Source organism: Streptomyces sp. ISL-66 (genome assembly GCF_018614135.1).
In the GTDB taxonomy this organism is placed as follows: Bacteria; Actinomycetota; Actinomycetes; order Streptomycetales; family Streptomycetaceae; genus Streptomyces.
On record NZ_JAGGOW010000050.1, the window covers coordinates 17869 to 42078 of the forward strand.

Annotated in this window: 14 protein-coding genes and 1 pseudogene; 7 read left to right on the forward strand and 8 right to left on the reverse strand. The window is 71.1% G+C overall.

Annotated features, from left to right (window positions below; all coding sequences use genetic code 11):
* Nucleotides 1–13: 13 nt before the first annotated feature.
* The 3 genes from J7E97_RS10930 to J7E97_RS36970 all read right to left on the reverse strand — a co-directional run bounded on the left by J7E97_RS10930 (nt 14) and on the right by J7E97_RS36970 (nt 5453).
* A complete protein-coding gene (locus tag J7E97_RS10930) occupies nt 14–4153 on the reverse strand; it encodes a trypsin-like peptidase domain-containing protein (protein ID WP_215025079.1) in 4140 nt (1379 codons plus the stop codon).
* Nucleotides 4146–4286 carry a hypothetical protein gene (locus J7E97_RS10935; RefSeq protein WP_215025082.1) on the reverse strand — a complete coding sequence of 47 codons (141 nt, stop codon included), beginning with the start codon at nt 4284–4286 and terminating at the stop codon, nt 4146–4148. The genes J7E97_RS10930 and J7E97_RS10935 overlap by 8 nt, the downstream gene beginning before the upstream one ends.
* 438 nt (nt 4287–4724) lie before the next feature.
* Nucleotides 4725–5453, reverse strand: coding sequence for a hexameric tyrosine-coordinated heme protein (locus tag J7E97_RS36970; protein WP_374224129.1), 729 nt, complete (start codon nt 5451–5453; stop codon nt 4725–4727).
* Nucleotides 5454–5570: 117 nt separating this feature from the next.
* Here J7E97_RS36970 and J7E97_RS10945 point away from each other — a divergent pair, with 117 nt between their 5' ends.
* A complete protein-coding gene (locus J7E97_RS10945; protein ID WP_215025088.1) occupies nt 5571–6410 on the forward strand; it encodes a hypothetical protein in 840 nt (279 codons plus the stop codon).
* On the opposite strand, the gene J7E97_RS10950 is transcribed toward J7E97_RS10945, so the two are convergent.
* Nucleotides 6391–6984 carry a VOC family protein gene (locus J7E97_RS10950; RefSeq protein WP_308346455.1) on the reverse strand — a complete coding sequence of 198 codons (594 nt, stop codon included), beginning with the start codon at nt 6982–6984 and terminating at the stop codon, nt 6391–6393. The genes J7E97_RS10945 and J7E97_RS10950 overlap by 20 nt on opposite strands.
* 63 nt (nt 6985–7047) lie before the next feature.
* Nucleotides 7048–7669, reverse strand: a pseudogene (locus tag J7E97_RS35705) (mechanosensitive ion channel family protein); the annotation flags it as partial.
* Between the two features lie 172 nt (nt 7670–7841).
* On the opposite strand from J7E97_RS35705, the gene J7E97_RS10960 reads away from it, so the two are divergent.
* The 5 genes from J7E97_RS10960 to J7E97_RS10980 all read left to right on the forward strand — a co-directional run bounded on the left by J7E97_RS10960 (nt 7842) and on the right by J7E97_RS10980 (nt 16780).
* On the forward strand, nt 7842–8189 hold the full coding sequence (locus J7E97_RS10960; protein ID WP_215025094.1) for a CU044_2847 family protein: 348 nt from the start codon (nt 7842–7844) through the stop codon (nt 8187–8189).
* On the forward strand, nt 8186–12373 hold the full coding sequence (locus J7E97_RS10965; RefSeq protein ID WP_215025097.1) for a trypsin-like peptidase domain-containing protein: 4188 nt from the start codon (nt 8186–8188) through the stop codon (nt 12371–12373). Before J7E97_RS10960 ends, J7E97_RS10965 begins: the two co-directional genes overlap by 4 nt.
* A 123-nt stretch (nt 12374–12496) precedes the next feature.
* Nucleotides 12497–15589, forward strand: coding sequence for a patatin-like phospholipase family protein (locus tag J7E97_RS10970; protein ID WP_215025100.1), 3093 nt, complete (start codon nt 12497–12499; stop codon nt 15587–15589).
* A gap of 88 nt (nt 15590–15677) precedes the next feature.
* Nucleotides 15678–16244 (forward strand): CAP domain-containing protein, encoded by a 567-nt coding sequence (locus J7E97_RS10975; RefSeq protein ID WP_215025103.1) that lies wholly within the window; start codon nt 15678–15680, stop codon nt 16242–16244.
* Nucleotides 16245–16312: 68 nt separating this feature from the next.
* Nucleotides 16313–16780, forward strand: a complete 468-nt coding sequence (locus J7E97_RS10980) for a hypothetical protein (protein WP_215025105.1) — start codon at nt 16313–16315, stop codon at nt 16778–16780.
* 23 nt (nt 16781–16803) lie between these two features.
* On the opposite strand, the gene J7E97_RS10985 is transcribed toward J7E97_RS10980, so the two are convergent.
* Complete coding sequence (locus J7E97_RS10985) at nt 16804–18195, reverse strand: hypothetical protein (protein ID WP_215025107.1); 1392 nt, start codon at nt 18193–18195, stop codon at nt 16804–16806.
* Nucleotides 18196–18215: 20 nt separating this feature from the next.
* Complete coding sequence (locus tag J7E97_RS10990) at nt 18216–19922, reverse strand: thiamine pyrophosphate-binding protein (protein ID WP_215025110.1); 1707 nt, start codon at nt 19920–19922, stop codon at nt 18216–18218.
* Nucleotides 19923–20301: 379 nt separating this feature from the next.
* On the opposite strand from J7E97_RS10990, the gene J7E97_RS10995 reads away from it, so the two are divergent.
* Complete coding sequence (locus J7E97_RS10995) at nt 20302–23163, forward strand: peroxidase family protein (protein ID WP_215025113.1); 2862 nt, start codon at nt 20302–20304, stop codon at nt 23161–23163.
* A 78-nt stretch (nt 23164–23241) separates the two neighbouring features.
* On the opposite strand, the gene J7E97_RS11000 is transcribed toward J7E97_RS10995, so the two are convergent.
* The gene (locus J7E97_RS11000) at nt 23242–24096 is read right to left on the reverse strand and encodes a caspase family protein (RefSeq protein ID WP_215025116.1); all 855 of its coding nucleotides are present in this window, start codon (nt 24094–24096) and stop codon (nt 23242–23244) included.
* Between the last annotated feature and the right edge of the window lie 114 nt (nt 24097–24210).

Consider the following 24210-nt stretch of genomic DNA (forward strand, 5'->3'; position numbering starts at 1 on the left):
GCCGGGTCCACCCCTAGCGGCGGGTGGGGCAGACGGCGCCAGAGGGCTTGCCCGGGAGATACGCGGTGCGTTCTTGCGCGTCCAGGTCCCGGTTGACGGCACGACAGATCCTCTGGATCGCTTCGGACGGTGCGGGCAAGCTCACATGCCAAAGATGCACCGTCTTGTCACCGCTGCCCGAGGCGAGCGTACGGCCGTCGGGGCTGAACGCCACCGATGTGAGCTCGTCGGCGTGCTGCCCGATCAGAGTGACGCGGTTCTCGCCGGAGTCGGCATCCCACAGTCCCGTGGTCCAGTCCAAGTCGGCGGTGGCAAGGGTGCGGCCGTCGGGGCTGAACGCCAACGACGCCGCCTGACTGGTCCGCCCGGCCAGGGTGGTCCGGGTCTTCCCCGTGGAGGCCTCCGACAAGCGCACGCTGTAGTCACCGATGGCAGCGGCGAGCGTGCGGCCATCGGGGCTGAACACCACACTGTGCACATAGTCCGAGGTACGGCTGGTGAAGCGGGCCATGCCGGTGGCGACGTCCCACAGCCGTACGCTCTCGTCGGCGCTCCCGCTGGCAAGCGTGCGGCTGTCGGGGCTGAACGCCACCGTGCCCACGTAGCCGGTGTGTCCGGAGAGGGTGGCGCGCGGCCTGGCGGAGCCGCCGTCCCAGAGCTTCACTGTGCCGTCGGCACTGCCGGTGGCGAGGGTACTGCCGTTGGGGCTGAACGCCACCGAGACGAGTTGGGAGGGGTCCCTGAGAACGGTGCGGATCTTGCCGGTGGTGACGTCCCACAGCCTTACGGTGGTGTCGCTACTGGAGGTGGCGAGCGTGCGGCCGTCAGGGCTGAAGACCACCTTGAGGACCTGATCATCATGTCCGGTCAGGACCCTACGGGTCTTGCCCGTGGTGACGTCCCACAGGCGTACGGTCTTGTCCGCTCCGGCGCTGGCGATGGTGGCTCCGTCGGGGCTGAAGGCCACGCCGTGGACGAGGCCGGTGTGCCCGACCAGGGGCCGGCCGTCGCGAGGGGTGAGGTCCCACAGGCGTACGGTCTTGTCGCCGCTCGCGCTGGCGAGGGCGTGGCCGTCAGAACTGAACGCCACCGATTGCACCGTGTCGGTATGACCGATCAGCGTTCCGCTGATCGCCCCCGTGGCCACGTCCCACAGCCGCAGGAGGCGGTTGATGCTGCCGATGGCCAGGGTGCTGCCGTCGGGGCTGAACGCCACGGCCGTTACCGCGCCGATGGCCACGTCCAAGGAGCTGCGCGCCTTACCGGTGGCGGCATTCCAGACCTTCATGGTGCCGTCGTCGCTGCCGGTGGCGAGCGCGTGGCCGTCGGGGCTGAACGCGATCGCGTAGACCGCGCCGGTGTGCCCGGACAACGTGGTGCGGGGTGTGCCCGTTTCCGCGTCCCACAGCTGTCCTGTGTGGTCCGCGTTGGCCGTGGCGACGGTGCTGCCGTCGGGGCTGAACGCCACGGAGAACACCGTCGAGCCGTGCCCGGCGAGCGTGGTGCGGACCGCGCGGGAGGCGATGTTCCACAGCTGGGTGGTGCCGTCCCGGCCGGCGGTGGCGAGAGTGCTGCCGTCGGGGCTGAACGCCAGCGAGAACACGCCGCCGGTGCTCGCCGGCAGCGTGGCGCGGGCCTTGCCCGTGGCTGTGTCCCACAGCCGTGCGCCGTCCGCGCTTGCCGTGGCGAGGGTGCCGCCGTCGGGGCTGAACGCCACCGAAGTCACCACGTCGGGGTGCCCGCGGAGGGTGGCTCGGGTCGTGCCGGTGGCGGTGTCCCACAGCCGTGCCGTGCCGTCGGCGCTTCCGGTGGCCAGGGTGCCGCCGTCGGGGCTGAACGCCACCCCGTCCACACTGCCGGTGTGCCCGGGCAGACGCCGATACGCCGGGAGGGACGCGACGGTCCGCAGACTTGCCAGGGCCTCGGGCGTGTGGCCAACGCGGTACGCCTGTACGGCCAGCAGGGAGGAGAGGTCGGGGCTCACGTCGAGGAGCGTCCGGGACTGCGTGGCGAGCTGCCGGGACAGCGCCGCCTGCCGTTCGTCCACCGCCGTGCGCCACTGCAGCACCGCGATCCCCGCGGCGATCAGCGCCAGCCCCAACAGCGTGGCCAGGACGGCGATCAGGTCTCTGCGCCGCCGGGCCAGGGTCTGTTGACGTTTGCGGCTGGCGGAGAGGAAGGCCGCGATGTCTTCGGGCATGCCCCGGTCCCGTGACAGCTTGGAGCCTTCCGCGAGGGCCGCCCCCGCGAGCAGATCGGCCGGATCCCTCTTCTCCGCCCAGTCGCGCTGCCGCTCCCAAGTGCGGTTGAGCCACTCCTGGAACAGGTGATCCTCCTCGACCCACTCCCGTAGCCGACCCCAATCACGGATGAGCGCGTCATGGATCAGCTCCGCCACTGGTGCGCCCGGCGGGGCACCGGGCCGATCCGGGTCGCGGAGCGTCTGCGTGGTGATGAGGCGATGGCCCGTGAGAGCGGCGATCACCTCGTCGAAGTCGTTGCCGGGCGCGCCGTCGGGGCCGGCTGCCAGGTCGCGCAGTTCGTCGAGCGGGACCTGTGCACGGACGGCGGGGGTACGGCGGTTGCGGTCAGCGGGCTGGACCAGGGACGTGAGGACGTGCTGCGCGATGCGTCGCCGGCCCGTGGAGAGCTCCTCGAGGGCGGTGTCACACCATGTCGTCAGGCTTCCGCTGACCGCTCCGATCCGCCGGTACGCCTCGTGGGTGAGGTAGCCGTCGTGCCGCCGCAGCCACAGTTGTTTGAGCGTCATCTCGAGCAGGGGCAGTACGGTGACCGGTGCCCGGCGGGCGGCCGCAGGATCCGGGCTACTCGCCAGGACGTCGCCGATGATCTGCTCGGACAGCCCGGGCTGGAAGCGCAGTCCCGCGTTCTCGGCGGGCAGCACGATGATCTCGTGGAGGTCCCTTCGGCTCAGCGTGCCCGGTATGTTGAGGACCCCGGGGGTGGCGGCTTCCAGCAACTTGGGCGCCAGTGCAGCAAGTTGGGGGTAGAAGTCGTCGCGCATGATCAGAATCACGCTGAGGGCGGTGACCGTGTCGGCGCCCTGGGTGATGTCGTCGACAGCGGCCAGGAACTCCTCCATCCGGCCGTCGGCGCCATGCAGTAGCAGCTCCTCGAACTGATCGACGACCAGCAGAATTCGGTGGTGGCCGGGCTCACTCCGCAACCGTCGGCCGGCTGCCGTCCCGATCCCGTCACGGCGCGCCCCCGGCAGCCCGACCCGCTCGAACTCCGCCAGTAGATCCTGCCGGGGCCGGGCCGACACCTGCAGCCATCCGTCGCTTCCCGGCACCTCGCCCCGCTCCAACGCCGGCAACACCCCGGCCTGGATCAGCGACGACTTGCCCGACCCGGACGGCCCGAGCAGCAGCGTCAGCCGGTGGCTGCCGAGGCCGGCCAGCACCTGCTCCACAGCCTCCTTGCGCCCCTCGAACCAGTCGGCGTGCTCCGCGGTGAACGGCTCCAGCCCCCGGTACGGACACTCAACCCGCAGGGCCAGCTCCGGCATGACGGCCCGCAGCACCTGCGTCGGCGCGACGTAGGCGATGCCCTGCCCCCGGGCGAACGCATCGGACGCCGTGATCTCGGTGAGCATACCGATGACCAGGCCCGTCTCCTCGTCGAGGACGGGCCCGCCGCTGAACCCGGTGGTGATGTCGTTGGCGTCGGTCAGCTGAAGACGCGCCCCGGCGCGCCCCGCGGGCGGCAGCACATCGCCCACCTTTCCGAAACCCAGGTGCCCCTCGCGCAGCGCCTGCGCCGGATAGCCGAACGACCGCACCCCATGGCCGCGACGGCCCTCGGCGGAGCCCAGCGGCAGCACCCTCATGCCCGTCGGCGTACCGGACAGCCGGACGAAGGCGATGTCCTCGTCCTCGGGCGCGCGCCACAGTTCAGGGATTACCTCCCCCTCCAGCCCGTCTGCCCCGGCCGCACGGGGGAAGGCCAGCGCCACCCGGTCACCCGGCCCGCTTCCGGCGGCCTGGACGACGTGAGCACACGTGACCAGCACGTCCTCGGCCACGAGGAAGCCCGCCCCCGCCACGCTTCCGTCCGGCGCGAGGATCTGCGCCACCGCGGTGGGCAGCTCCGACGGAGTCTCCTGCTGGGCCCGTCGCCCGGCGCTACGCATGGCCGCTGCGCCAGAACGTGACCACCTGCAGATGGCAGGTGGCGCTGGCCTTCACGGGCCCCTCGAGGCCGACCGCCCCCTCCAGCAGCACGCAAGCCCCGCCCTCCAGCGGAATTCGGGTCTGCGGTGTCACGATGCCTCCTCTGTTGCTCGCGCGCGCTCACCAGGGATCACGGCCAGCATCCGGCACTCCCGCCCATGCCGCGCCACGGAGTGGGCCGTACGAAGGAGGCTCGCGGCCCACCCGATCCCGCGGCCCGGGCCGCGCGGGTGTTCGTGTCGTGGAAGTCGCCGCCAGTCTGTCGCCCGGTCGCCACTTGGTGGGCAGCCCATGTCGGAAACGCTCGCCGCCGTGGTGTTCGCCGTCAGTCATGCGGTGGGCAAGGCGCTGTGCGGGGGGCGAGCGCGCTGCCCACGACCGGGCGGGCGTACGTGCGCGCGATGGTCCGCAGGGTGGTGACGTCGGTGGTTCGGTCCGGCACGGCAGGCGCCACCCGGTGCCCAATCCACATGCAGTTGGGTGCGCTGAGAGTTCTGCATGTCGTTTGATTGGCAAGGGACTTCGCTGTGCCTACGGCGGACTTGCTGACCGTGGGCCACTCCCCCGCCCGCGTGCTCCACCAGCGCTGCCACCAAGCCGACCGGAAGGTCCGGGGACGAGCCGCCGGCTCTGCTCCGGTTCAGCGCTGTCTCGGACGTCGCGCCTGGGGCACCCGGCGTGACTTCCAGCCCGACGCCCGCCAGGTGAAGCAGAGCATTGGCTCCACGTCTGGTCTTCGCGTTCACCGTGTACAGCGAGGCGCCTGCGGGCGGGTGTCCCCAGCTCGGGCAGCGCGGCGCAACCGGGCCCGGGCGGGATCCTGGGCCGTGTGGGCGGCGCTGCCGGCCTGGTCGCTGGGGGCGGGAACTCGACGGCGACCACATCAGCGGCAGCGACGAGGCCGTCCGGCGTGGAGTAGTCCGGCCTCCCGCCGTTGAGAATGTCCGGGTCCGGCTGGATGGTCTGGCGGGCCAGCGTGAGAGCCAGCGCACGCCCCTCCTCCGGGGTCGAGGACTGCTCGGCATCGTGCGCTGATGCGGCTGAGACTCGATCCGAATCGCCTTCGAAGAGCCGAGATGCGGCGCGGGTGTGGGCGGCGCACGATGGAATTGGACGGCTCTGCACGAGCGTGGAACGAGCTCGACAGCGGCGCCGGGCCGGCTTCGGGGAGCGGGCCGGACGCGCGTAGGGGTGTCCTTCTTCAGATCGTGCACGGCTGCGGCGCCGAGAGTTCCGGCGCGCCCGGATGGCCTCCCGCACCCGCCCTGGTGCTGCACGCGCACATGTGCAAGGAAATGGGGAGAACCGATGAGGAAAGCCCTGGCAGTTGCTCTTGCCGCTGCCACTTCCGTGACGGCCGTCCTACTGGTCGGTCCGGTGACGCCCGCATCCGCGGCCTCGCGCTTTTGCAACCGGACGACGCCGAGCAGCTCCATCCTGTTCTACAAGGCCGGGAGCGGCGAAGCCGGCACCGGCACCCTCTCAGACGGCAACTGGCAGTACAAGTCGGCGTTCGACCTCCCGGCCGGCTACACGCACGCCGCGGCCAGTCGCGACTCTCTGGTGCTGTACAACAAGAACACCGGGGAAGGGGAGGTCGGCAGCTTCGAGGATGGGGGGTACACCCGCAACCAGACGTTCGACGACTTCTCGACCGGCTGGACCTTCGTCGAGGCGTCCGGCGACTCCGTGCTGTTCTACAACGGGAACACCGGCCGCGGCGTCACAGGCACCCTCAAGGACGGCGTGTACCGCGAGGTGCGGGCGTACGACAACTTCAGCACGGGCTGGGGGACCATGGCCGCCTCGTGCGACACGCTGGTGTCCGCGGCCCGGCACGGGTCGGGCCTCTCTGCCTGGAGCAACGTGGGCTACGGCAGCCTGAAGGACGGCGTCTACACGGACAGGGGCAGCATCCCGAGAACCGACTACCTGGGGAGTCTGACGGCGACCAAGGACTCCCTACTGTCCTTGTCGAGGGTGGGCGGACACTTGGAGTTCCAGGTGTCCAGGGCGACCGACGGCGCGGGCATCGCCTTCCGCGAGATCGGCACCTCCGGCATCTGGGACAAGGTGGGCCGTACGTCGGACAGCCTGTTCTTCTACAAGAACGACGGGACCGCCTGGATCTCGACGCTCGCCAACGGGAACTATGCCAACGTCGGCTCGCTCCCCAAGGTCTCCTCGGGCTGGTCACTCATCGAGGGCGGCGTCTGAAACCGGAACACTGGAACACCGGAATCACCGGAGCCGAGCCGAGCGGCCGGCCCGGGCCCGAAGGGACTGCAGGAAGCGGGCGGACCCCTGTTCCGGACGTGACACGCGGCCGGCCCATGCCGGGGCTGAGGCAGAGCAGCGGATCACCCGGCGGTGGCGTGCGAGGCGGAATGCTCCCCGACGGCCGCGAGGACAAAGGAGTGTCCCGCCGCGTCGGTGAAGCGTCGCGGCGTCTTACGGTCGTCCAGGCGGCTGCCGTCATCCTCGGCCGACACCGGTCGGGCCCCGAGGGCCACGGCCTGGCCTCGCGCTCGGCTTCGTCGAGGGAGTCCGCCGCGGCCAGGATGCGCAGATGCACCTGCTGGGAGCTCTCCGGCGTCGGCCAGCTCCGCGGCGCGTGGTCCGGATCGCGGCGGACCCCGAGCACCACGCCGGAGCTTCCGGTAAGGAGGTACATCTCCCCACCTCCTGGGCCCGGACCGGCGTTGGCTCCGAGCGGTGCGGCGTAGAAGCGGGCCAAGGGCTCGGGTTCGGCGCAGTCCAGGACGAGGACGCTTGTCTTGTGTACGGTCATAACCCGCGCGTGCCCTGCGTCTTCCCCCGGCACCGTACGGGCCCTGATTGCAGGGGAGTTGTCTCACCGACCCTGTTCGGCTGCCGCGTCTTCCGCTCCCGGCACCAGGCTCGGTACGACGCGCTGCAGGGCGTCCGGGTGCTTCTCCGCGAGCCAGGCGACGAGTTGCTCCCGTACCGCGCAACGCACGGTCCACAGGTCGTCGGCGTCCTTGGCCGTGACGATGACCCGCACCACGATGCTGGACGGCGTCCTGTCCGTGATGGCAAGGTCCAGCCGCGGCCATCCCACTCCCGGCAGCCGTGCAAGAGCTCGTGGACCTTGTCGCCCTGTGACGTCGACAAGGGCGCGCCGTGGTCGCAGTGGAGGAAGACCGTGCCGGTCATCTGCACGCCACCACGGGACCAGTTCTCGAACCGGCGGGTCGTGAAGTACGAGACGGACATGGTGATCCGGCCGCGAAGAGGTTACGAGGGTGGACCGGGCCGCGATTCCGGCCACGATGCAGTTGATCCCCGCGGAGGCGAGCAGGGACGTCCCGAACGCGCGGAAGGCCGGGAAGGCGAGCAACATCGCGGCGACCGCGACGACGGCCACGAGGAACGTCATCACCCGCGTGATGAGCGTGACCTGTGCGGACCCGGCACACCCGGGCCGGGTCGCGGGTCCCCGCGGCGTAGCGGGCCCGTACCCCGACTCGACGAGGGCGGAGGTAGGTGGCCACCGGGCTCTCCGGCTCCTCACGCGGACGGCCCCCCGTGCCGTGCGACGGGAGCCCGCCCCTGTGACGCTGGCCGGGATCCTGTTGTGCGGGCCCGGACGGGTCGTCGCCGTGCAGGACGGACGGAGGAGGAGTCGTGACACCTCTCGCTCGGCCGCTGGAAGGCGGCGGCTACGTCCTGATCGAGGCTCTGGACACGACCGAGGGCCCGGTGAAGGCCGGCCGTATCAGCGATGCCATCCACGACCTTCCGCAGACGCTGCAAGAGGCGCTCGGTCCGGTCACGGAGGCGGCGCGCGTTGCCCTGGACCAGTTGCGCAAGGCCCGGCCCGACGACATCACGGTCCAGTTCGGCATCGACCTCTCGGTCGCCGCCGGGGCCGTGATCACCAAGACCGGTGCGGGCTGCCATCTCACGGTGACCATGGCGTGGAAGGACAGCGCTCCCAGCCGTTCCGACACTGCGCCCGAACGACCGCGATGACTGGCGCGGACGGCTCGGACACCCCGCCGCCGGGACCGGAGCGCACCCGTACGCCGGGACTGCCGCCCGCCGTGGCCCAGGTCCTGGTACCGGGCGGAAGGGCGGCGGGGGCGGGGTTCCTGGTGGCCGCGGACCTCCTCGTCACGTGTGCGCACGTGGTCCAGGCCGCGGGAGCGGGGCCCGGTGACGAGGTGCGGCTGGGCTTTCCCCACGCGAAGGGCGAGCCCGACGTGGTGGGGCGCGTCCTCGAGGAGGCGTGGCGTGCCCCGGACGGGGACGACGTGGCCGTCATCCGGCTGACCGCTGCCCCGGTGGGCGTGGCGCCGCTCCCGTTGGGCTCCGCCGAGGGCTGCCGGGGTCACCAGGTGGGCTCGTTCGGCTTCCCGTCCCAGGCTTCGCCGGAGGGCCACTTCGGCTACGGGGTCGCGGGCGACCTCCTGGCGGCCACCCGGAGCAGGGGCGCCCATCTGCAGCTCACGGCGGCCAACGACCTCACCACCGGCTTCAGCGGCGGGCCGGTCCTCGACGAGGAGACCGGCCTGGTCATCGGCATGCTGACCGAGATCACCGCACCCGACGCGCACCACAGGGGGCAGGGCATCGCCTACGCCACACCCACGCAGGTGCTGCGCGAGGTGTGGCCGCAACTGGCCGAGCGGGAGGTCTGTCCGTACCGGGGGCTGGAGCCGTTCACCGAGGAGCACGCGCAGTGGTTCCAGGGACGGCAGGAGGCGGTGCGGCAGGTACTGGCGAACTTGGCCCGACAGCAGCGGCTGACGCTCCTGCTCGGGCCGTCCGGTTCGGGCAAATCCTCGCTGGTCCGGGCCGGTGTCCTGCGCGCGCTGAGCCTGGGCGAGCTGCCGGGCAGCGACCGCTGGCTCCCCGTCCTGGCCCGGCCGATGCGGGACCTGCCGACCGAGCTCGAACGCGCGGGCCTGCCCGGGGCCGCCTCCGACGGGCTCGGCGCGGCCGTGACCCGCAGACTGGCGGCCGAACCCCGCCACCACCGCATCGTGCTGGTCGTCGACCAGTTCGAGGAACTCCTCGCCCAGCCGGTCGGCAACTTCCCGCACGACCGCCGGTCGGCGGTCGTGGACCAGATCACGGAGGCGGTCGGGGAACACCCCGACCTCGCTGTGATCCTGATCATGCGCGACGACTTCTACCCGCAGCTGGCCGCCCTGGAGCCACGGCTCCTGGACGCCGCGATGCCGGGCCTCCTGAACGTGCCGGGGTCGCTGACCCAGCAGGACCTCACCGACATCGTCACCCTCCCCGCCCGGGATGTCGGGGTCCGCTTCCAGCCGGGGCTGCCCGAGCAGATCGTCAGCGACGTGCTGGCCACCACGCCCGAGGGAACCGCGGCCCGCCAGGCACCCGTGACGATGCTCCCGCTGCTCGAGCTGACGCTCAGCCAGCTGTGGGAACGGCGCAGCGACGGGTACCTCACCCACGAGGCCTACCGGCGCATCGGAGGGGTCACCGGAAGCCTGACGACATGGTGCGACACCGCTCTGCACCAGCTGCCCCCCGATCAGCTGCCCACCGTCCAGCGCATGCTGACCTCCCTGGTACGCCCCGCCGACCCCCGCCACAACGTGCCCGCCATCCGGGCCCAGATTCCCCTCGCCGAGCTGCGCGAGCTGTCTGCCGACCCCCATGGGGCACCCCGGGGTGACGCGGTGGTCGACGATGTGCTGGCCGCCCTCACCCGCCATCGCATCATCGCCACCCAGACGCTGCACGACCGTCACCGGCCCGACGCGCGCCCCGGGGAGCCGGTGGCCGAGCTGGTCCACGACGCGCTCATCCGCGACTGGGGCACGCTGCGCGAGTGGGTCGACCAAGCCCACCGTTTCCAGGAATGGCTCGACCACACCCGCGAAGGGCGTGCCCGCTGGGCGCAGAGCACCGACCCGGGAGACCTGCTCGCGGGAACGGCCCTCGCAGAGGGCCTCGACTGGTCGAACAAGCGCCGGCTGCCGGGTGACATCACCGCTTTCCTCACCGCCAGCAAGAACCGCCAGCACGCGGCGATCCGGCGCAGCAGACGCCTCAACACCGTCCTGGCCTGCCTGCTCGTCCTGGCACTCGCCGCCGCGGGCGGGGCCCTGTGGCAGCGCAGGACGGCCATCACCGCACGGCAAGTGGCCCTCTCCCAGAAGCTCGCCGTCCAGTCCAATCTGGTCATGACCGCGAACCCCGAGCTCGCCTCGCTGCTGGCCGTCCGCGCCTACCGCACCAGCCCCACGCCGGAGGCCTTCGAAAGCCTCCAGTCCGCCGCCGCCCTGCCGGTGTACCGGCGGCTGGCCGGGCACCAACGCGCGGTGACCTCGGTGGCGTTCAGCCCCGACGGCAGCAGCGCCGCGAGCGGCAGTTCCGACGGCACTGTGCGGTTGTGGGACGTGGCGACCGGAAAGACCCGCACCAAACTCGCCAGCCACACCGACACCGTGTTCTCGGTCGCGTTCAGTCCGGACGGGCGCACCCTCGCCACGGCAGGTGCCGACCGCAGCGCGCGGCTCTGGGACCCGGCCACCGGGAAGAGCCGCGCGATCTTCACCGGGCACACGTCCACGGTGAATGCGGTGGCGTTCAGCCCCGACGGCAAGACCCTCGCCACCGCGAGCGCCGACCACACCGCGCGGCTGTGGGACCTGGCCACCGGAGAGACGCGAAGGACGCTGGGCGGCCACGAGGACCAGGTGTACTCGGTGGCGTTCAGCCCCGACGGCCGCACCCTCGCCACCGGCAGCTGGGACACCTCCGTGCGGCTGTGGGACGGGGACACCGGAGCGTTCCGCAAGGCCCTGGCCGACCACAGCGGCCAGGTGTACTCGGTGGTGTTCAGCCGCGACGGCCGTACCCTCGCCAGCGGCAGCACCGACGGGACGGCGATGCTGTGGGACGTGGACGGCGGCGCCGCACGCACCACGCTCGTCGGGCACGCCGGCGAGGTGCTTTCGGTGGCGTTCAGCCCTGACGGCCGCACCGTCGCCACCGGCAGCGGCGACCACAGCGCGCGACTGTGGGACCCCGACACCGGAGCGACGCTCAGGTCCCTGGTCGGTCACGCCAACATGGTCTACGCGGTGGCGTTCAGTCCCGACGGCAGCACCCTCGCCACCGGTAGCCGGGACAACACGGTCAGGCTCTGGGACACGTCCGCGGACACGAGGCGCACGGTCCTGGCGGGGCACACCGGCGGGCTGTCCTCGGTGGCGTTCAGTCCCGACCGGCACACCCTGGCCACCGGCAGCTACGACCACGGCGCGCGGCTGTGGGACACGGCCACGGGCAGGCCCGGCAAGGCCCTGGCCGGGCACACCGCCGATGTGCAGGCGGTCGCGTTCAGCCCCGACGGCCACACGCTCGCCACCGGCAGCACCGACCAGAGCGTACGGCTGTGGGACGTCGCCTCCGGCACCGGACGCGGCGCGCTGGCCGGGCACACGGGCATGGTGCATTCGGTGGTGTTCAGCCCCGACGGCCGCACCCTCGCCTCGGCCGGGTCCGACGGGACGGTACGCCTCTGGGACGTCCGCACCCGTACGCCCCGCGCCGTCATGAGCGGGCGGTCGGACCAGGTGTACTCCGTAGCCTTCAGCCCGGACGGGCGCACCCTCGCCGCCGCCTGCGCCGACGGGCTGACACGCCTGTGGGACGTGGAGACCCGTGAAGTCCGCAGGACCCTGTCCGGCCACGCCGACCAGGTGATGTCCGTGGCATTCAGCCCTGACGGCAACACCCTCGCCACCGCGAGCGCCGACCGCACCGCCCGGCTGTGGGACGCGCGTACCGGAGCCGCCCGGGCCACGCTGATCGCACACAACGACTCGGTGAACTCGGTCGCGTTCAGCCCCGACGGCCGCACCCTCGCCACCGGGGGCAGCGACTGGATCGTGGAACTGTGGGACGCGGCCACCGGGGCGGCCCGGGCCTTCCTGCCCGTACACACCGCGGGCGTCACTTCGGTGGCCTTCTCCCCCGGCGGAGACACCATCGCCACCGCCGGCCTGGACAAGACCGTCCGGCTGTTGCCCGTCGTCCTGCCCCGACCCGCGGACGCGATCAAGCAGATCTGCACCGCCGTCGACCGCGACCTCACCCCGGCGGAACGCTCCACGTACCTGCCGGACAACTCGGCGGCACCGGTGTGCGCGGCCGGACCCGTGGACCGCTGACAGCGGGCAGCGGGCTCTCCTGCGCGGCGAGGTCGCGGCCGAGCGGGTCCCGTGCGGCTGCGCGTACGGCGCGCACCGGGACGAATGCCGTCCTGAGCGGACCCGGATGACTACTCTGCGCACATGCCGAATGCTCCAACGCAGGTGAAGCTGCGAGAGATTCCGGGCTGGGCGGTGGGGCTGTGCCTGTTCGGGCTCATCGCCGGTCTCTGCATGATCATCTGGTACGCGGTGGATCCGCCGTTCCTTGACAGGCCCTCGGGCGACAGGGAGCTGCTCCTGCAGTTCGCGACGACGGCCGAAGAGGCCCGCGCCCTCGTGAACGGCGCCGAAGGCGGCGGGACAGGGACAGCGACAGGGGCCAGGCTGTTCCAGGACGGCCTCGTGCTCGACTGGCGCATGTTCGTTCCCGGGTACGCGGCAGCCCTGGCCGGGGCCTTCGGGCTCGGGCACCTCTTCCTCTACCGGGACTTCACACGGCTGTGGGCCCGGCGCGCCCTCATCCTCACCATCCTGCCGGTGGTGGCGGACTGCGTGGAGAACGTCTTCCTCTGGAGGGCTCTGGACCGGCTCGCCACCGACCCGGTGCCGGATCTGACGCGGGCGGCCCATTTCGCCCAGGTGAAATGGGCGCTCGTCGTCCCACTGGCGGCCGCGGCCCTCCTGATCGTCGTCACCCTCTACTGCCGCCGGGTACTGGACCCCTCCTGCGTGCACAGCGCGCTGGAGGACCGTCCCCGCCCCGTGGTGGCCCACGCCCACCGGCTCGTGGGAGGCACGGAGAGCCAGTGGAGCGATCCGGACGTGATCCTGCCGCCCGCCGCGCCCCACGACTGGGAACCCCGGCCCGAGTGGACCGCCCCCGCCCCGGCGCACGACCCCGCGCACAAAGGGGCACAACCACACGGGGCCCAGGCCCCGGACCCGAAGGGCAGCGCGGTGGCCCGCTGGCGTACCCGCGCGTTCCAGCCGCCGGGCCGACAGCCGGCGGAGCTCGGCTTCTGCGTCTCCGGAGGCGGCATCAGGTCGGCCTCCGTCACCCTCGGCGCGCTGCAGGCACTGCGCGAGGACCTGCTCAAGGCGACGTACCTGGTCTCGGTGTCCGGCGGCGGGTACACCGCCGGGGCCTTCCAACTGGCGCTGACGGAAGCCCGGCTCCGGGCCCCGGACGGGGGCCCTTCGGTGGGGCCCGGTCTCGCGGTACCCGCGGACGTGTTCGCGCCGGGCAGTCCGGAGGAGGACCACGTCCGCCGGCACGCGAAGTACCTGGCGGACGCCCCGAAGGAGAAGCTGCACGCCGCCGGGGCGGTGCTGCGGGGGATGACCGTCTCCTTCGGCATGCTGGCGCTGGTCTTCGCCGTGGCGGGCCAGTTCCTGCACCACTTCTACGCGCACGTTCCGCTGACGAAGCTGCACCCCCTCGCGCCGCAGGGGAAGGTGGCCGGCCCGTCCCTGGAGCTGTACCCGAACGCCTGGCAGCCCGTCCTCCTCCTGTTCGGCCTGGCCGGCCTGGTGTCCGTGGGGTACGCCTTCGCACGGGCCGGCAGCGACAAGTCCCGCCCCGCATGGCTGCGCAGTACGGTGAACACGATCACCGGCCTCGCACTGGCGGTGGCCGTGCTCTCGATCGTCCTGCCTTCGGTGATCTGGTTCTTCGCCGCTCTGGCTCACAAGGCCGGCAAGGGCGGGTACTGGGACGACAGCGGGGCGGGAGTGGCCCTGCTCGGCGCGATCACCGCGGCGGCGACCGCCGTGGGCACGTGGTTCACCGCCGTCCACAAAACCGTCAAGAAGCTGAGGCCGGACGGTGAACAGGCGAGTCCGTTCGCCAGGGGCGGCACCTCCCTCGTCACACAGGTCGGCAGCAGCTGGGTGAAGGCCCTGGTCTGCTGGCTGGTCCTCCTGCTGGTCGCGTTCTTCGGACTCGCCCTCATGTCCTGGGCCGCCGTCTACGCGGGCAGCTGGCACGTGGGGTGGAAGTGGGGGGTGCCGATCGCCCTGATCGTGCTGACGCTCGTGATCGACCAGACGACCTTCAGTCTGCACCCGTTCTACCGGCAGCGGTTGGCCGGCGCCTTCGCCGTGCGCCGCGCGGTGCTGAAGGACGGCTCGGTCGGCGCCCTGCCGTACGACTACAACAACGAGCCGACCCCGCTCAACCCCTACGCGCAGCGGGTGGAGGGCTTCCCCCAGGTCATCTTCGCCGCCTCCGCGGCCGTCTCACTGCGCAACCGCACCGCGCCCGGCCGGCCCGCCGTTCCCTTCACCTTCGCCTCCGACTACTGCGGCGGACCCGACACGGGCTGGGTCCGTACCGGCACGCTGCAGAAGACGGCCCCGGCGCTGATCGGCCGCGACCTGACGGTCCAGTCCGCCGTCGCCGTGTCCGGAGCGGCCTTCGCCTCCGCGATGGGCTCGCAGACGATGTTCATGGAGAGATTGCTCGCGCTGTCCAACGTACGACTCGGCACCTGGGTGCCCAACCCCCTCTACCTCGCGGAACTGGCGACGTACGGGCCGGATCGGATCATGCCGCGGCTGCCCCGGGTACGGCGGCTGCGCTACCAGCTCCAGGAGCTGGTGGGCCGGTACTCGGACACCACTCCCCTGCTGCTGTGCACCGACGGCGGGCACTTCGACAACCTCGGTCTGGTCGAGATGCTGCGGCTGCGCTGCCGGACCGTCTACGTCATCGACGCCTCGGGGGACTCGCCGCCCCTGGCGACCACCCTCGCGCAGGCGATCACCCTCGCCTACGAGGACCTCGGCGTGACCATCACCTTCGACGACGAGGGGCAGAACCTGCTGGACCTGGTACCCGGCAGCGCGAAACCGCTCGCGCCCAAGACGCCGATGGCCTCCCTGAACGGACGGTTGTCCGCGACCTGCGTGGTGCGCGGCACGATCGAGTACCCGGAGCCGGTCCAGTTCTCGCCCGGCACACCGGCCGGCACCAAGGGGACCATCATCTTCGTGAAGGCCGGTCTGACCCCTGACATGCCGTACGAACTGCTCAGTTACGCACTTCGGGAGAAGGCCTTCCCCCGCCAGGCCACCTTCGACCAGTGGTTCGACCACGCGCAGTTCGACGCCTACCGGGCGCTCGGACACCACCTCGGCACCAAGGCCGCGGAAGTACGCCACGCCCACGCGGCACGGTTCCGCATCAAGCGCCCGGGGTCGGGAGGCGCGTCCGATCCGCAGGACACGGCCTAGCGGCGGCCGAGTGGCACACGCGCCGGGTGGGGCGCACCATGGGAAATGGCGCCCCCTGCCGTCCCCGCTCAGCTCCGGACCTGTTCCTGTGCCGGTACGCGGGAGAGGAGGGAGTTCCCATGAGAATCCGCATGCCACGCGCACAGCCGTCGTCTCCTTCGCAGCCGCGGTCGCCCTGTCGGTTCCGCTCGTTCCTGCGGCCGGCGCCCCGATCGCGGCCGCCCCGGCCCGCGCGCGCCTCGGGCTTTCGCAGCTCCCGTTCAACTCCGAGCTGACGGCGGCGGCCCGTTCGCACCTGGACGCCTCCCTGGCCCAGAAGTGGTGGGGCAACGGGAGGAATCCGCACCAGAACCCGCAGGTTTCCGGAAGCGCCAACGATCAGATCGGGCGCCGCATCAGGGGCGCCGGCTACTGCGCGAACGGCGGTTCGTGGAACGGCTACGAGATCGTCTACAACGGGTGGGGCGGAGCCAGCACCCCCAAGGCGGCCGTCAACTGGTGGCTGAACATCAGCACTCAGGGCCACGCCGAGATCATCCGCAACGCCTCCGTGACCGACATAGGAGCCGCGTCCAGGGGCGGAGCGGCGGACCGGGCCGGGGCCAACCAGAGCCAGGCCGGGACCTACGTGGTCACCTTCGGCAGGTGCGGATAGCGGTGCTGCCGCCCTGCCGGGCAGGCCTGATGCCAACGAATGCTTCCGAATCACCCCAAGGAGCAATCATGCACACGTACCCACCTGCGGCATCGCGCTGGGCACGCCGCTGCGCGGTGACCGCAACCGCTCTGGCCGTGGTCGGCGTCGGGGTCGCGCCGGTGGCGACGGCGGACGCGGCGCCCGCCGGGCTGCCCGCCCAGGTCCAGTCGGCCCCGGCCGGTCTGGACAAGGCCCCTGAGGGCCTTTACCTGTTCCAGTACACCTACCGAGGTCATCTCAAGATCGGCGGTGGCAACTTCACCCTCGGCGGCAAGGTCTACGTGGTCGTCAAGTACAACACGGGCAAGATCAGATACGAGGGCAACGTGTTCGCGAAGACCAATCCCGGCGTCCCGGACGGGGCCGCCTATCTGGAGACGAACATCTCCGCTCCCTGCGCCCCCGGGAACAACGGCTACGCCCGGGCCTACGACTACAACACCGAGACCTGGTCGCCGAAACTGCCCGTGGCCATCTGCCAGCGGATCGACTGAGGCCGGGGACCACGCACCGGGTGTCACGCCTCACCGTGCCAGTAGGCGTCGTGCGTTCGGTGGGCCTCGGTCAGGCCGTCGCGGAAGTACCGCTCGTAGTAGGGGTCCTCGAGGTGATGGGCCTGAAGCCACACGCCCGGTACGTGGATCGTGTCGCAGTGGGCGGGAAACCGCCCGTGCGTCTCGTAGATGTAGGTGCAGATGTCCCGTGTGCACGCGATGACGTCGGCGGAGTAGTCGCTGGCCTCGTGCAGGTACTGGCGGCCGAAGTCCCCGCGGTAGATCCGTGCGAACAGCCCCTCGTCGGAGTAGATGCCCATCGGCCCGAACTTGCCCGCCACGACGGCGTCGACCGCCTCGCTCATGGTGGCGTAGTTGGGCGGGCACATCGCCTTGATGAGGTGTTCACCGTCGTGCCGCAGCCCGACCGCGGTCGCCCTCAGGTCCGCGTAACGCGGGAGCGGCACCTGCCAGCGCAGGAGGTCCGCCGGACGCCACCGTGGGGTGGTCCAGTCGAAATCGAGCATGGGACCGTAGGCGGGCCGGAACTTGGGGTCGCCCAGCATGATCGACGGGGCGATCGAGGCGTGGATCCAGGCACCGAGACCCATGGCGTCGACGGTGAGCATCAGGTTCTGGAGCAGCAGGTCGGCCTCGATCTGCGTCCGCATGGCCCAGATGAAGCCCAGGGGCAGCTTGATCTCCTCGTTCAGGAAACCCGACGCGACCCACTTGCGCACGCCCGCCGAACGGTAGAGGTTCCGGTCGTCGACGATGGCCGGCCGTGCCCCCTCGGGCTGGGTCAGCAGGTACATCAGCCCGTTGATGTACTGCCGTGACAGGTCAACTACAGGGAAGAGGACGGTGGTGCCCGGGAGGTTCGACAGGAACCGGTTCGAGTCGAGGTAGGCGGGGAAGTCCCGCATGCCTTCCGGTACGTCGATGCGGTGGTCGAGCAGTTGCACCTTCGCCTCGGCGGCGCGCGCGCACAGGGTCTCCGCGTCGAAGGCCGCCGCGCTGCCCTCGGGCGGAGGGGGCAGTTTGCGCAGGAAGTAGGTGCCGGTGTCGTTGATCAGGAAGAAGTGCGTGCCCTGGGCGTTGTCGGGGCTGCCCGCGGTCCGGCCGGCCATGTTGAGGTTCGGCTTGGCCATGATGGGTTTGCCGTCGCGGGGGTCGGCGAAGGGGCGGTCCGGCATGGTCAGACCGGTGCAGCCCGTGACGGCGATGAGGACGGCTTCCTCGAGCTCGGTGAGCGGGGTCCGCGTTGCGGTGGAGGTCCAGCTCATCGACCCGGCCTCGACCGAGCTGCCGCGGCTGACCCGGTGGGTGCGCCGGCGCCAGATCGAGGTGAGCAGCGGGCGCTTCGCAAGGGCCTCGAGCCCGGCGCGGCTGCGGGTGTTCAGCGGGTCGCTCATGGTGCTGTCCCTTCACGCCGTCAGTCGCGCAGGCGTGCCTCGATGGTCTCGACGAGGCCTGCGATCACGCCGTCGGGCGAGGGGCTGTAGTGGGGGACGGCCCACCGCGTGATCCGGGCGTCGATGACGGAGGGCCGGCCTGAGGCGAGCGCGTCACGGAACGCCTTCTCGAACTCCTCCAGGGTCTCGACGCGGTAGCCGTCGGCACCGCACGCCTGCGCGTACGCGGCGAAGTCTGGGTTCTGGAACTCCACGAGTCCCGTCTCCCCGTAGGTGACGAGCTGGAAGAGTTTGATCAGCTTGAATTCCTGGTCGTCGAAGATGACCCAGATGACGGGGATGTCGTTCTCGACGGCGGTCATGAGCTCGAATCCGGACAACGAGTAGCACCCGTCGCCGCATCCGACGACTACGGTGCGGTCCGGGTGTGCGGCCTTCACGCCGATGGCGCCGTTGACGTGGCCGGCCATGGGACCGAAGGAGCCGGCCTTGCGGAAGTTCTGCCCCTCCTCCAGCTCGACGTAGTAGCCGAGCCAGGCGAGGTGGGCCCCCGCATCGGCGAGCAGGATGCCCCGTGGGGGCAGCATCCTGCCGATCGCCTGGGCCAGCTCCCCCGGGTGGATCCTTCCGGTCAGGTGCGTGATGTGGCGGGCTTCGTAGTCGCGGCCGTCGACGTCGACCGGCGGGACGTCGCCGACCCGTCCGTCCAGTGCCTCGTAGAGCGCGGCCAGGGCGAGGCGCGCGTCGGAGAGCAGGGTGTGGTCGGGCCGGTAGGCCTTGCGGAACTCGGTCTCGGAGATGTTGACATGGATCAGCACCTTGTTCTCGAAGAGGTCCTCGCGGTAGTTGAACGTGGCGTGCTGGTTCAGCGAGTTGCCGACGCACAGGACGACGTCGGCCTCGCGGAAAGCCTTCCACGCGCTCGCGTGCCCGCTGTCCGCGAAGACTCCCACCGAGAGCGGGTGCCCCTCGGAGACGATGCCCTTGCCGTCCAGGGTGGTGAGCAGCGGAATCCGGAACCGTTCGATGAAGCGCCGGACCTCCGCTCCCGCTCCGCTGCGGATCGCGCCGAACCCGACGAGCGCCACGATGCGCTTGTGCCGTGTGAGGGCGTCGGCCAGCACCGAGGCGATCTCCTGCACGCGGGCGGGATCGGGTACGACCGGGGCCACGTCGAGCCGGATGTGCCGGAAGCCCGTCACCTCGACGCCGCGGTGCGTGAGGTCCTCGGGAACGTGGATGTGCACCGGCCCGGGCCTTCCCTCGAAGGCGGTGTTGACCGCTTCCTCGAGCACGTCGCAGGTGTCGGCGGCGTCGGTGAGCAGGAAGGACTTCTTCGTCGTGGCGGCGAACATGGCCCGGGAGTCGGGCGTCCGGTTCAGGCCCGAGGTTTCGTTGAGGGAGCCCCATCCCTGCCAGTCCCTCGAGGCGTATCCCGAGACCGCGAGGACGGGGTAGGAGTCGGACATCGCCACGGCGAGACCGGAGAACAGGTTGAACGCACCGGGCCCCGCCGTCGCGAAGCAGAAGCCCAACTGGTTCGTGTACATGGCGTGACCGCACGCCATGAAGGAGGCGGCCTGCTCGTGCCGGGTGATGACCGGCCGGATCCGCTGCGAATGCTTCAGCGTCAGCATCAGGCCGGCGGCGTTCTCCCCGGCCCCGCCGAAGGCGGCCCGTACCCCGATGTCTTCCAGGCCCTTGACTATGGCTTCGTAGACCCTCATCGCCATTCCCTCGTCCGCTCCCCCGCGTGGCTGCCTGCGGGTGCGGTGTCGGACGGCTCTGCCGTGTGGTCTTGCGGAACCAGTCTGCCAGGACTCGACGCGTCCCGCTCCTGCACCCGGAGCGGGCCGAACGGGTCGCCGGAGAGCCGTCACCGCTGACGGCGCCCGCGGGGACCCGCGCGGTGGTATCTGCCTCGGCGCGGACGAGGTGCCACCCGTCTGCGTTGCTCCGCGCGACGCGGCCCACCGCCTGAGTCAGGGTTGACGTGGTGAACCCAGTGCCCGCGGACTCCGTCCCGGGCAGCCGTGCAGCGTCACCTCCTCGTCCGCCGGCCCCCGCGCCCGGACGGCGGTGGTGCGCCTTGGCCAAGAGGCACACATGGACGAGACCAGGCAGTACGAGCACTACGTGGGCGGCGACCCGGAGACGGAACGGCTCGTCTTCGAGCGGCTCGCCCGTGAGCTCATGCGGGTCCAGCTCAAGTCCAAGAAGCGCAGCGGCGCGGCCGACCTCGCACGTACGTTCCACGCCAAGGCTGTCCTCGGCGTGGAGGGGGCCCGTCTGGCTTTCCTCCGCGACCTGCCCCCCGACCTACGGACCGGCTTCGCCCAGCCGGGCGCCGAGTACCCCGTCACCGTACGGCTCTCCAACGCGAACGGCGCCCGCCAGTCCGACCACGCCCCCGACATGCGGGGAGCGGCCCTGCGCATCGCCGTAGCGGCCGGGGAAACGCACGATCTTCTGATGACGAGCCATCCGGTCTCGCACGCGCGCAACGCGCGGGAGTTCGTCGAGTTCGCCAAGGCCATGGCGGGCGCCGACTCGACCCCGCGCAAGGCCTTCGCGCTGTTCGTCACCCTGCCGCTCGCGGTCGGGTGGTCCACGGCCGCGCGCATGCGGCGAAACGTGCGTGCGGGTACGAGCCGCACGGTGCGCAGCCTGGCGCTGGAGACGTACTGGAGCCGCGGCGCCATCCTGTGGGGTGACGCGGGGCCGGTGCGCTATCAGCTGGGGCCCGCCGAGGGCGCTGCACCGGCCCCCGACCCCTCCGGCAGCGACCCGGACTTCCTGCAGCACGAACTCGCCCGGCGGCTCGCGGAGGGTGACGTCGTCTTCGAGCTGTACGTCCAGCGCTACCTGGACGGCCGCCGGACGCCCATCGAGGACGGTGCGGCCGAGTGGCGGGAGGCGGACACGCCGCTCGTGCGGGTGGCCACGCTGACCGTCCCGCGCCACGACATCGGCTCCGCCGGGGCGCGCGCGGCGGCGGCCCGGATCGACGAGCTCGCGTTCAACCCGTGGAACACGACGGAGGAGTTCCGGCCGCTGGGAAACCTCAACCGCGCGCGCAAGGTCGCCTACGAGGCCAGCAGCGCACACCGCCTGGGCCACCGGTTCGCCAACGTCGAGCCCCGCCGCAACGCCGTGCTGGGCGTGCCGTTGCGCGCCGCCTTCCGCGGCCTCAACCGGTTCGTCCCCTGGCACCGGCTGCCCACGAGCCTCGGCCTGCTGAACCTCATGGCCTTCCGGCAGAGGCTGCGCCGGGACAACCTGCTCGACACCGAGGTCCGCGAGGCTCCGCCCAGGGCCCGGCCCGTGCCCGATCCCATCGACGAGGGCATGCGGCTCGCACGGAGCTACGACGGCACCTACAACGACCTGTCGGCTCCGGCCATGGGCGCCGTGGGCGCCGCGTTCGGCCGCAACCTCGCGCCGGTCTACCGGCCGGACCTGTTCGACGTACCGAACCCGGTCACGGTCAGCAGGGAGCTGCTGCACCGCGACGCGTTCATCCCGGCGCGCTCCCTGAACGTCCTGGCCGCCGCATGGATCCAGTTCCAGGTGCACGACTGGGTCAACCACAAGCGCTACCCCACCGGTACGAAATCCGTCGAGGTGCCGCTCCCTCCCGGTGTCACGTGGAGGAACACTCCGGGCGGACGTCCCGAGGAGGTCATGCGCTTCGCCGAGAACGAGGGGCTGCAGCCGGCCGACGGCAAGGGTCCGCCGACGCTGTTCGCCAACGCGGCGTCCCACTGGTGGGACGGCTCCGAGATCTACGGCGGCAACGAGGTCACCGGCAGGTCGCTGCGCGAGCCGGGTGGCGGTGCCGCGCTGCGCCTGGAGGACGGCCACCTGCCGGCCGGCCCGTACGGTCTGCCGCTCACCGGGTTCGCGGAGAGCTGGTGGTACGGCCTCAGCGCCATGCAGACCCTCTTCGCCCGTGAGCACAACGCCGTGTGCGAAGCGCTGCGGCGGGAGTACCCGCGGCTGAGCGAGGACCGCGTCTACCACACGGCGCGACTGGTCGTCTCGGCCCTCATCGCGAAGATCCACACCGTGGAGTGGACTCCCGCGATCCTCGCCACCGATGTGATCGACATCGGCCTGAAGACCAACTGGCAGGGTCCGCCGAAGAAGTGGCTCGAACAACTGGGACTGTGGCTGTTCGAGGCGCATTCACTGACCGGCATCCCCGAGACGCTGCCGTACCACCACAGCGCTCCGTACTCGCTCACCGAGGACTTCGTCACCGTCTACCGCATGCACCCGCTGCTCCCCGACGACTTCGAGATCGTGGACCACCGGCTCGGCCGGAGGCTGGACACGCTCGGCTTCAACGACGTCCAGGGCCCCGCCGCGGAAGCGCTCATCCGCAGGACCGGCCTGGCCGATTCCCTGTACTCGCTCGGCATCGCGCACCCCGGCGCGATCACCCTGCACAACTATCCCCGCGCACTGCGGGCGTTCGAGCGCGACGGCGAGATCATCGACCTGTCCGTGGTCGATCTGGTACGCACCCGGCGTCGCGGTGTACCGCGCTACAACGACTTCCGGGCCGGTCTGCACAAACCGCGCGTCCGGCGGTTCGAGGACGTATCCCGCGACGCGGAGACGGTCGCCCGCCTGAAGGAGGTCTACCGCGATGTCGACCAGATCGACACCATGGTCGGTCTCTTCGCCGAGAACCCGCCGCAGGGCTTCGGCTTCAGTGACACCGCCTTCCGCATCTTCATCCTGATGGCGACCCGCCGCCTGCAGAGCGATCGCTTCCTCACCGTCGATTTCAGGCCCGAGGTGTACACCCCGTTGGGCATCGACTGGATCGAGCGCAACGGCATGACCAGCGTGGTGGCGCGGCACTGCCCCGAGTTGGCGGGCCTCCTGCCCCGCACGGCCAGCGCGTTCGCGCCCTGGCGCCTGGCCACGGCGAAGGGGAACGACGACGGCCGCGGCTGAGCGGACCGCCCGTACGGCGGCCCGCAGGGGGGACACGGCGGAGGGCGGCGGCGCAGGCCGCCGCCCTCCACCGGCGTGTCAGATGGTGAACGGCCTCTGCTTGAGGAAGCCATCCGACGGGCTGCCCGTCGTGTAGAAGTTCGGGCTCTGGTTGGCGGGCATGCGCTGTTGGATGTCGCGGTGGAAGGTGCGGTAGTCGCCCTGGAAGGCCCCCTTCTCCCAGACCTTGAGAAGGTTCGCGGTGAACAGTCCGTTGACGTCTCCGTCGGACGCCACCTGGTTGTCCTGACAGGCGGCGATGAGCACGGCGCCGGGCACCGGGCGGCCGCCGTTGCCCTCCTTGAGTTCGCGCTGGAGACCTTCGTAGAACGGCCGGTCCCGGGCGAAGATCTCCTGTTGCTTGAGCAGCGGCATGAGCCGGGACGCCGCCTCCACCTGGCCGGGGTCACGGGTCTGGAACTGCGACTGCAGCGCCTCCGGGGTGAGCAGCCCCTGGAGGGACTCGATGGCGCTGCCGCTGTGGCAGCAGTCCAGCAGGACGAAGATCCTGACCCCCTCCTCGAACCGCCGGAACTCCCGGTCCAGCTCGTCGTCGAGGAACTGGCGGTCGAAGAACACCAGCGTCTCGTCCAGCCGGTCGGGCTCGTCGTCCGATCCGGCGACGTTGTCCATCTGGCCGCCGTGGCCCGAATAGGTGAAGAGCAGCATGTCCCCGCTCTTGAGCCGTCCGGCCGCCTTGCATAGTTCCCCGGTGATGTTCTCCACCGTGCCGTCGGCTGTCAGGATCACGGTGTCCCCGAACCCGCCGGCTCGGGCCACCGACGCCATGTCACGAGCATCGTTCTCGCAGGCCAGGAGCTTGCCGTCCCAGCCGTCGTACGCGGTGGGATCGACCTTGTTCAGACCGACGTGGATGGACAGGCCAGTGGGCACGGCTACTCCTCGGAGCGAGGCGGGCAGAGGGGGGTCGACAGCATGGGTTCCGCGGCGGCCGCCGCCTGAACCGGGGCGTTGGGGACGCCGCCCGATCGGGTCTGCCGAGGGAAG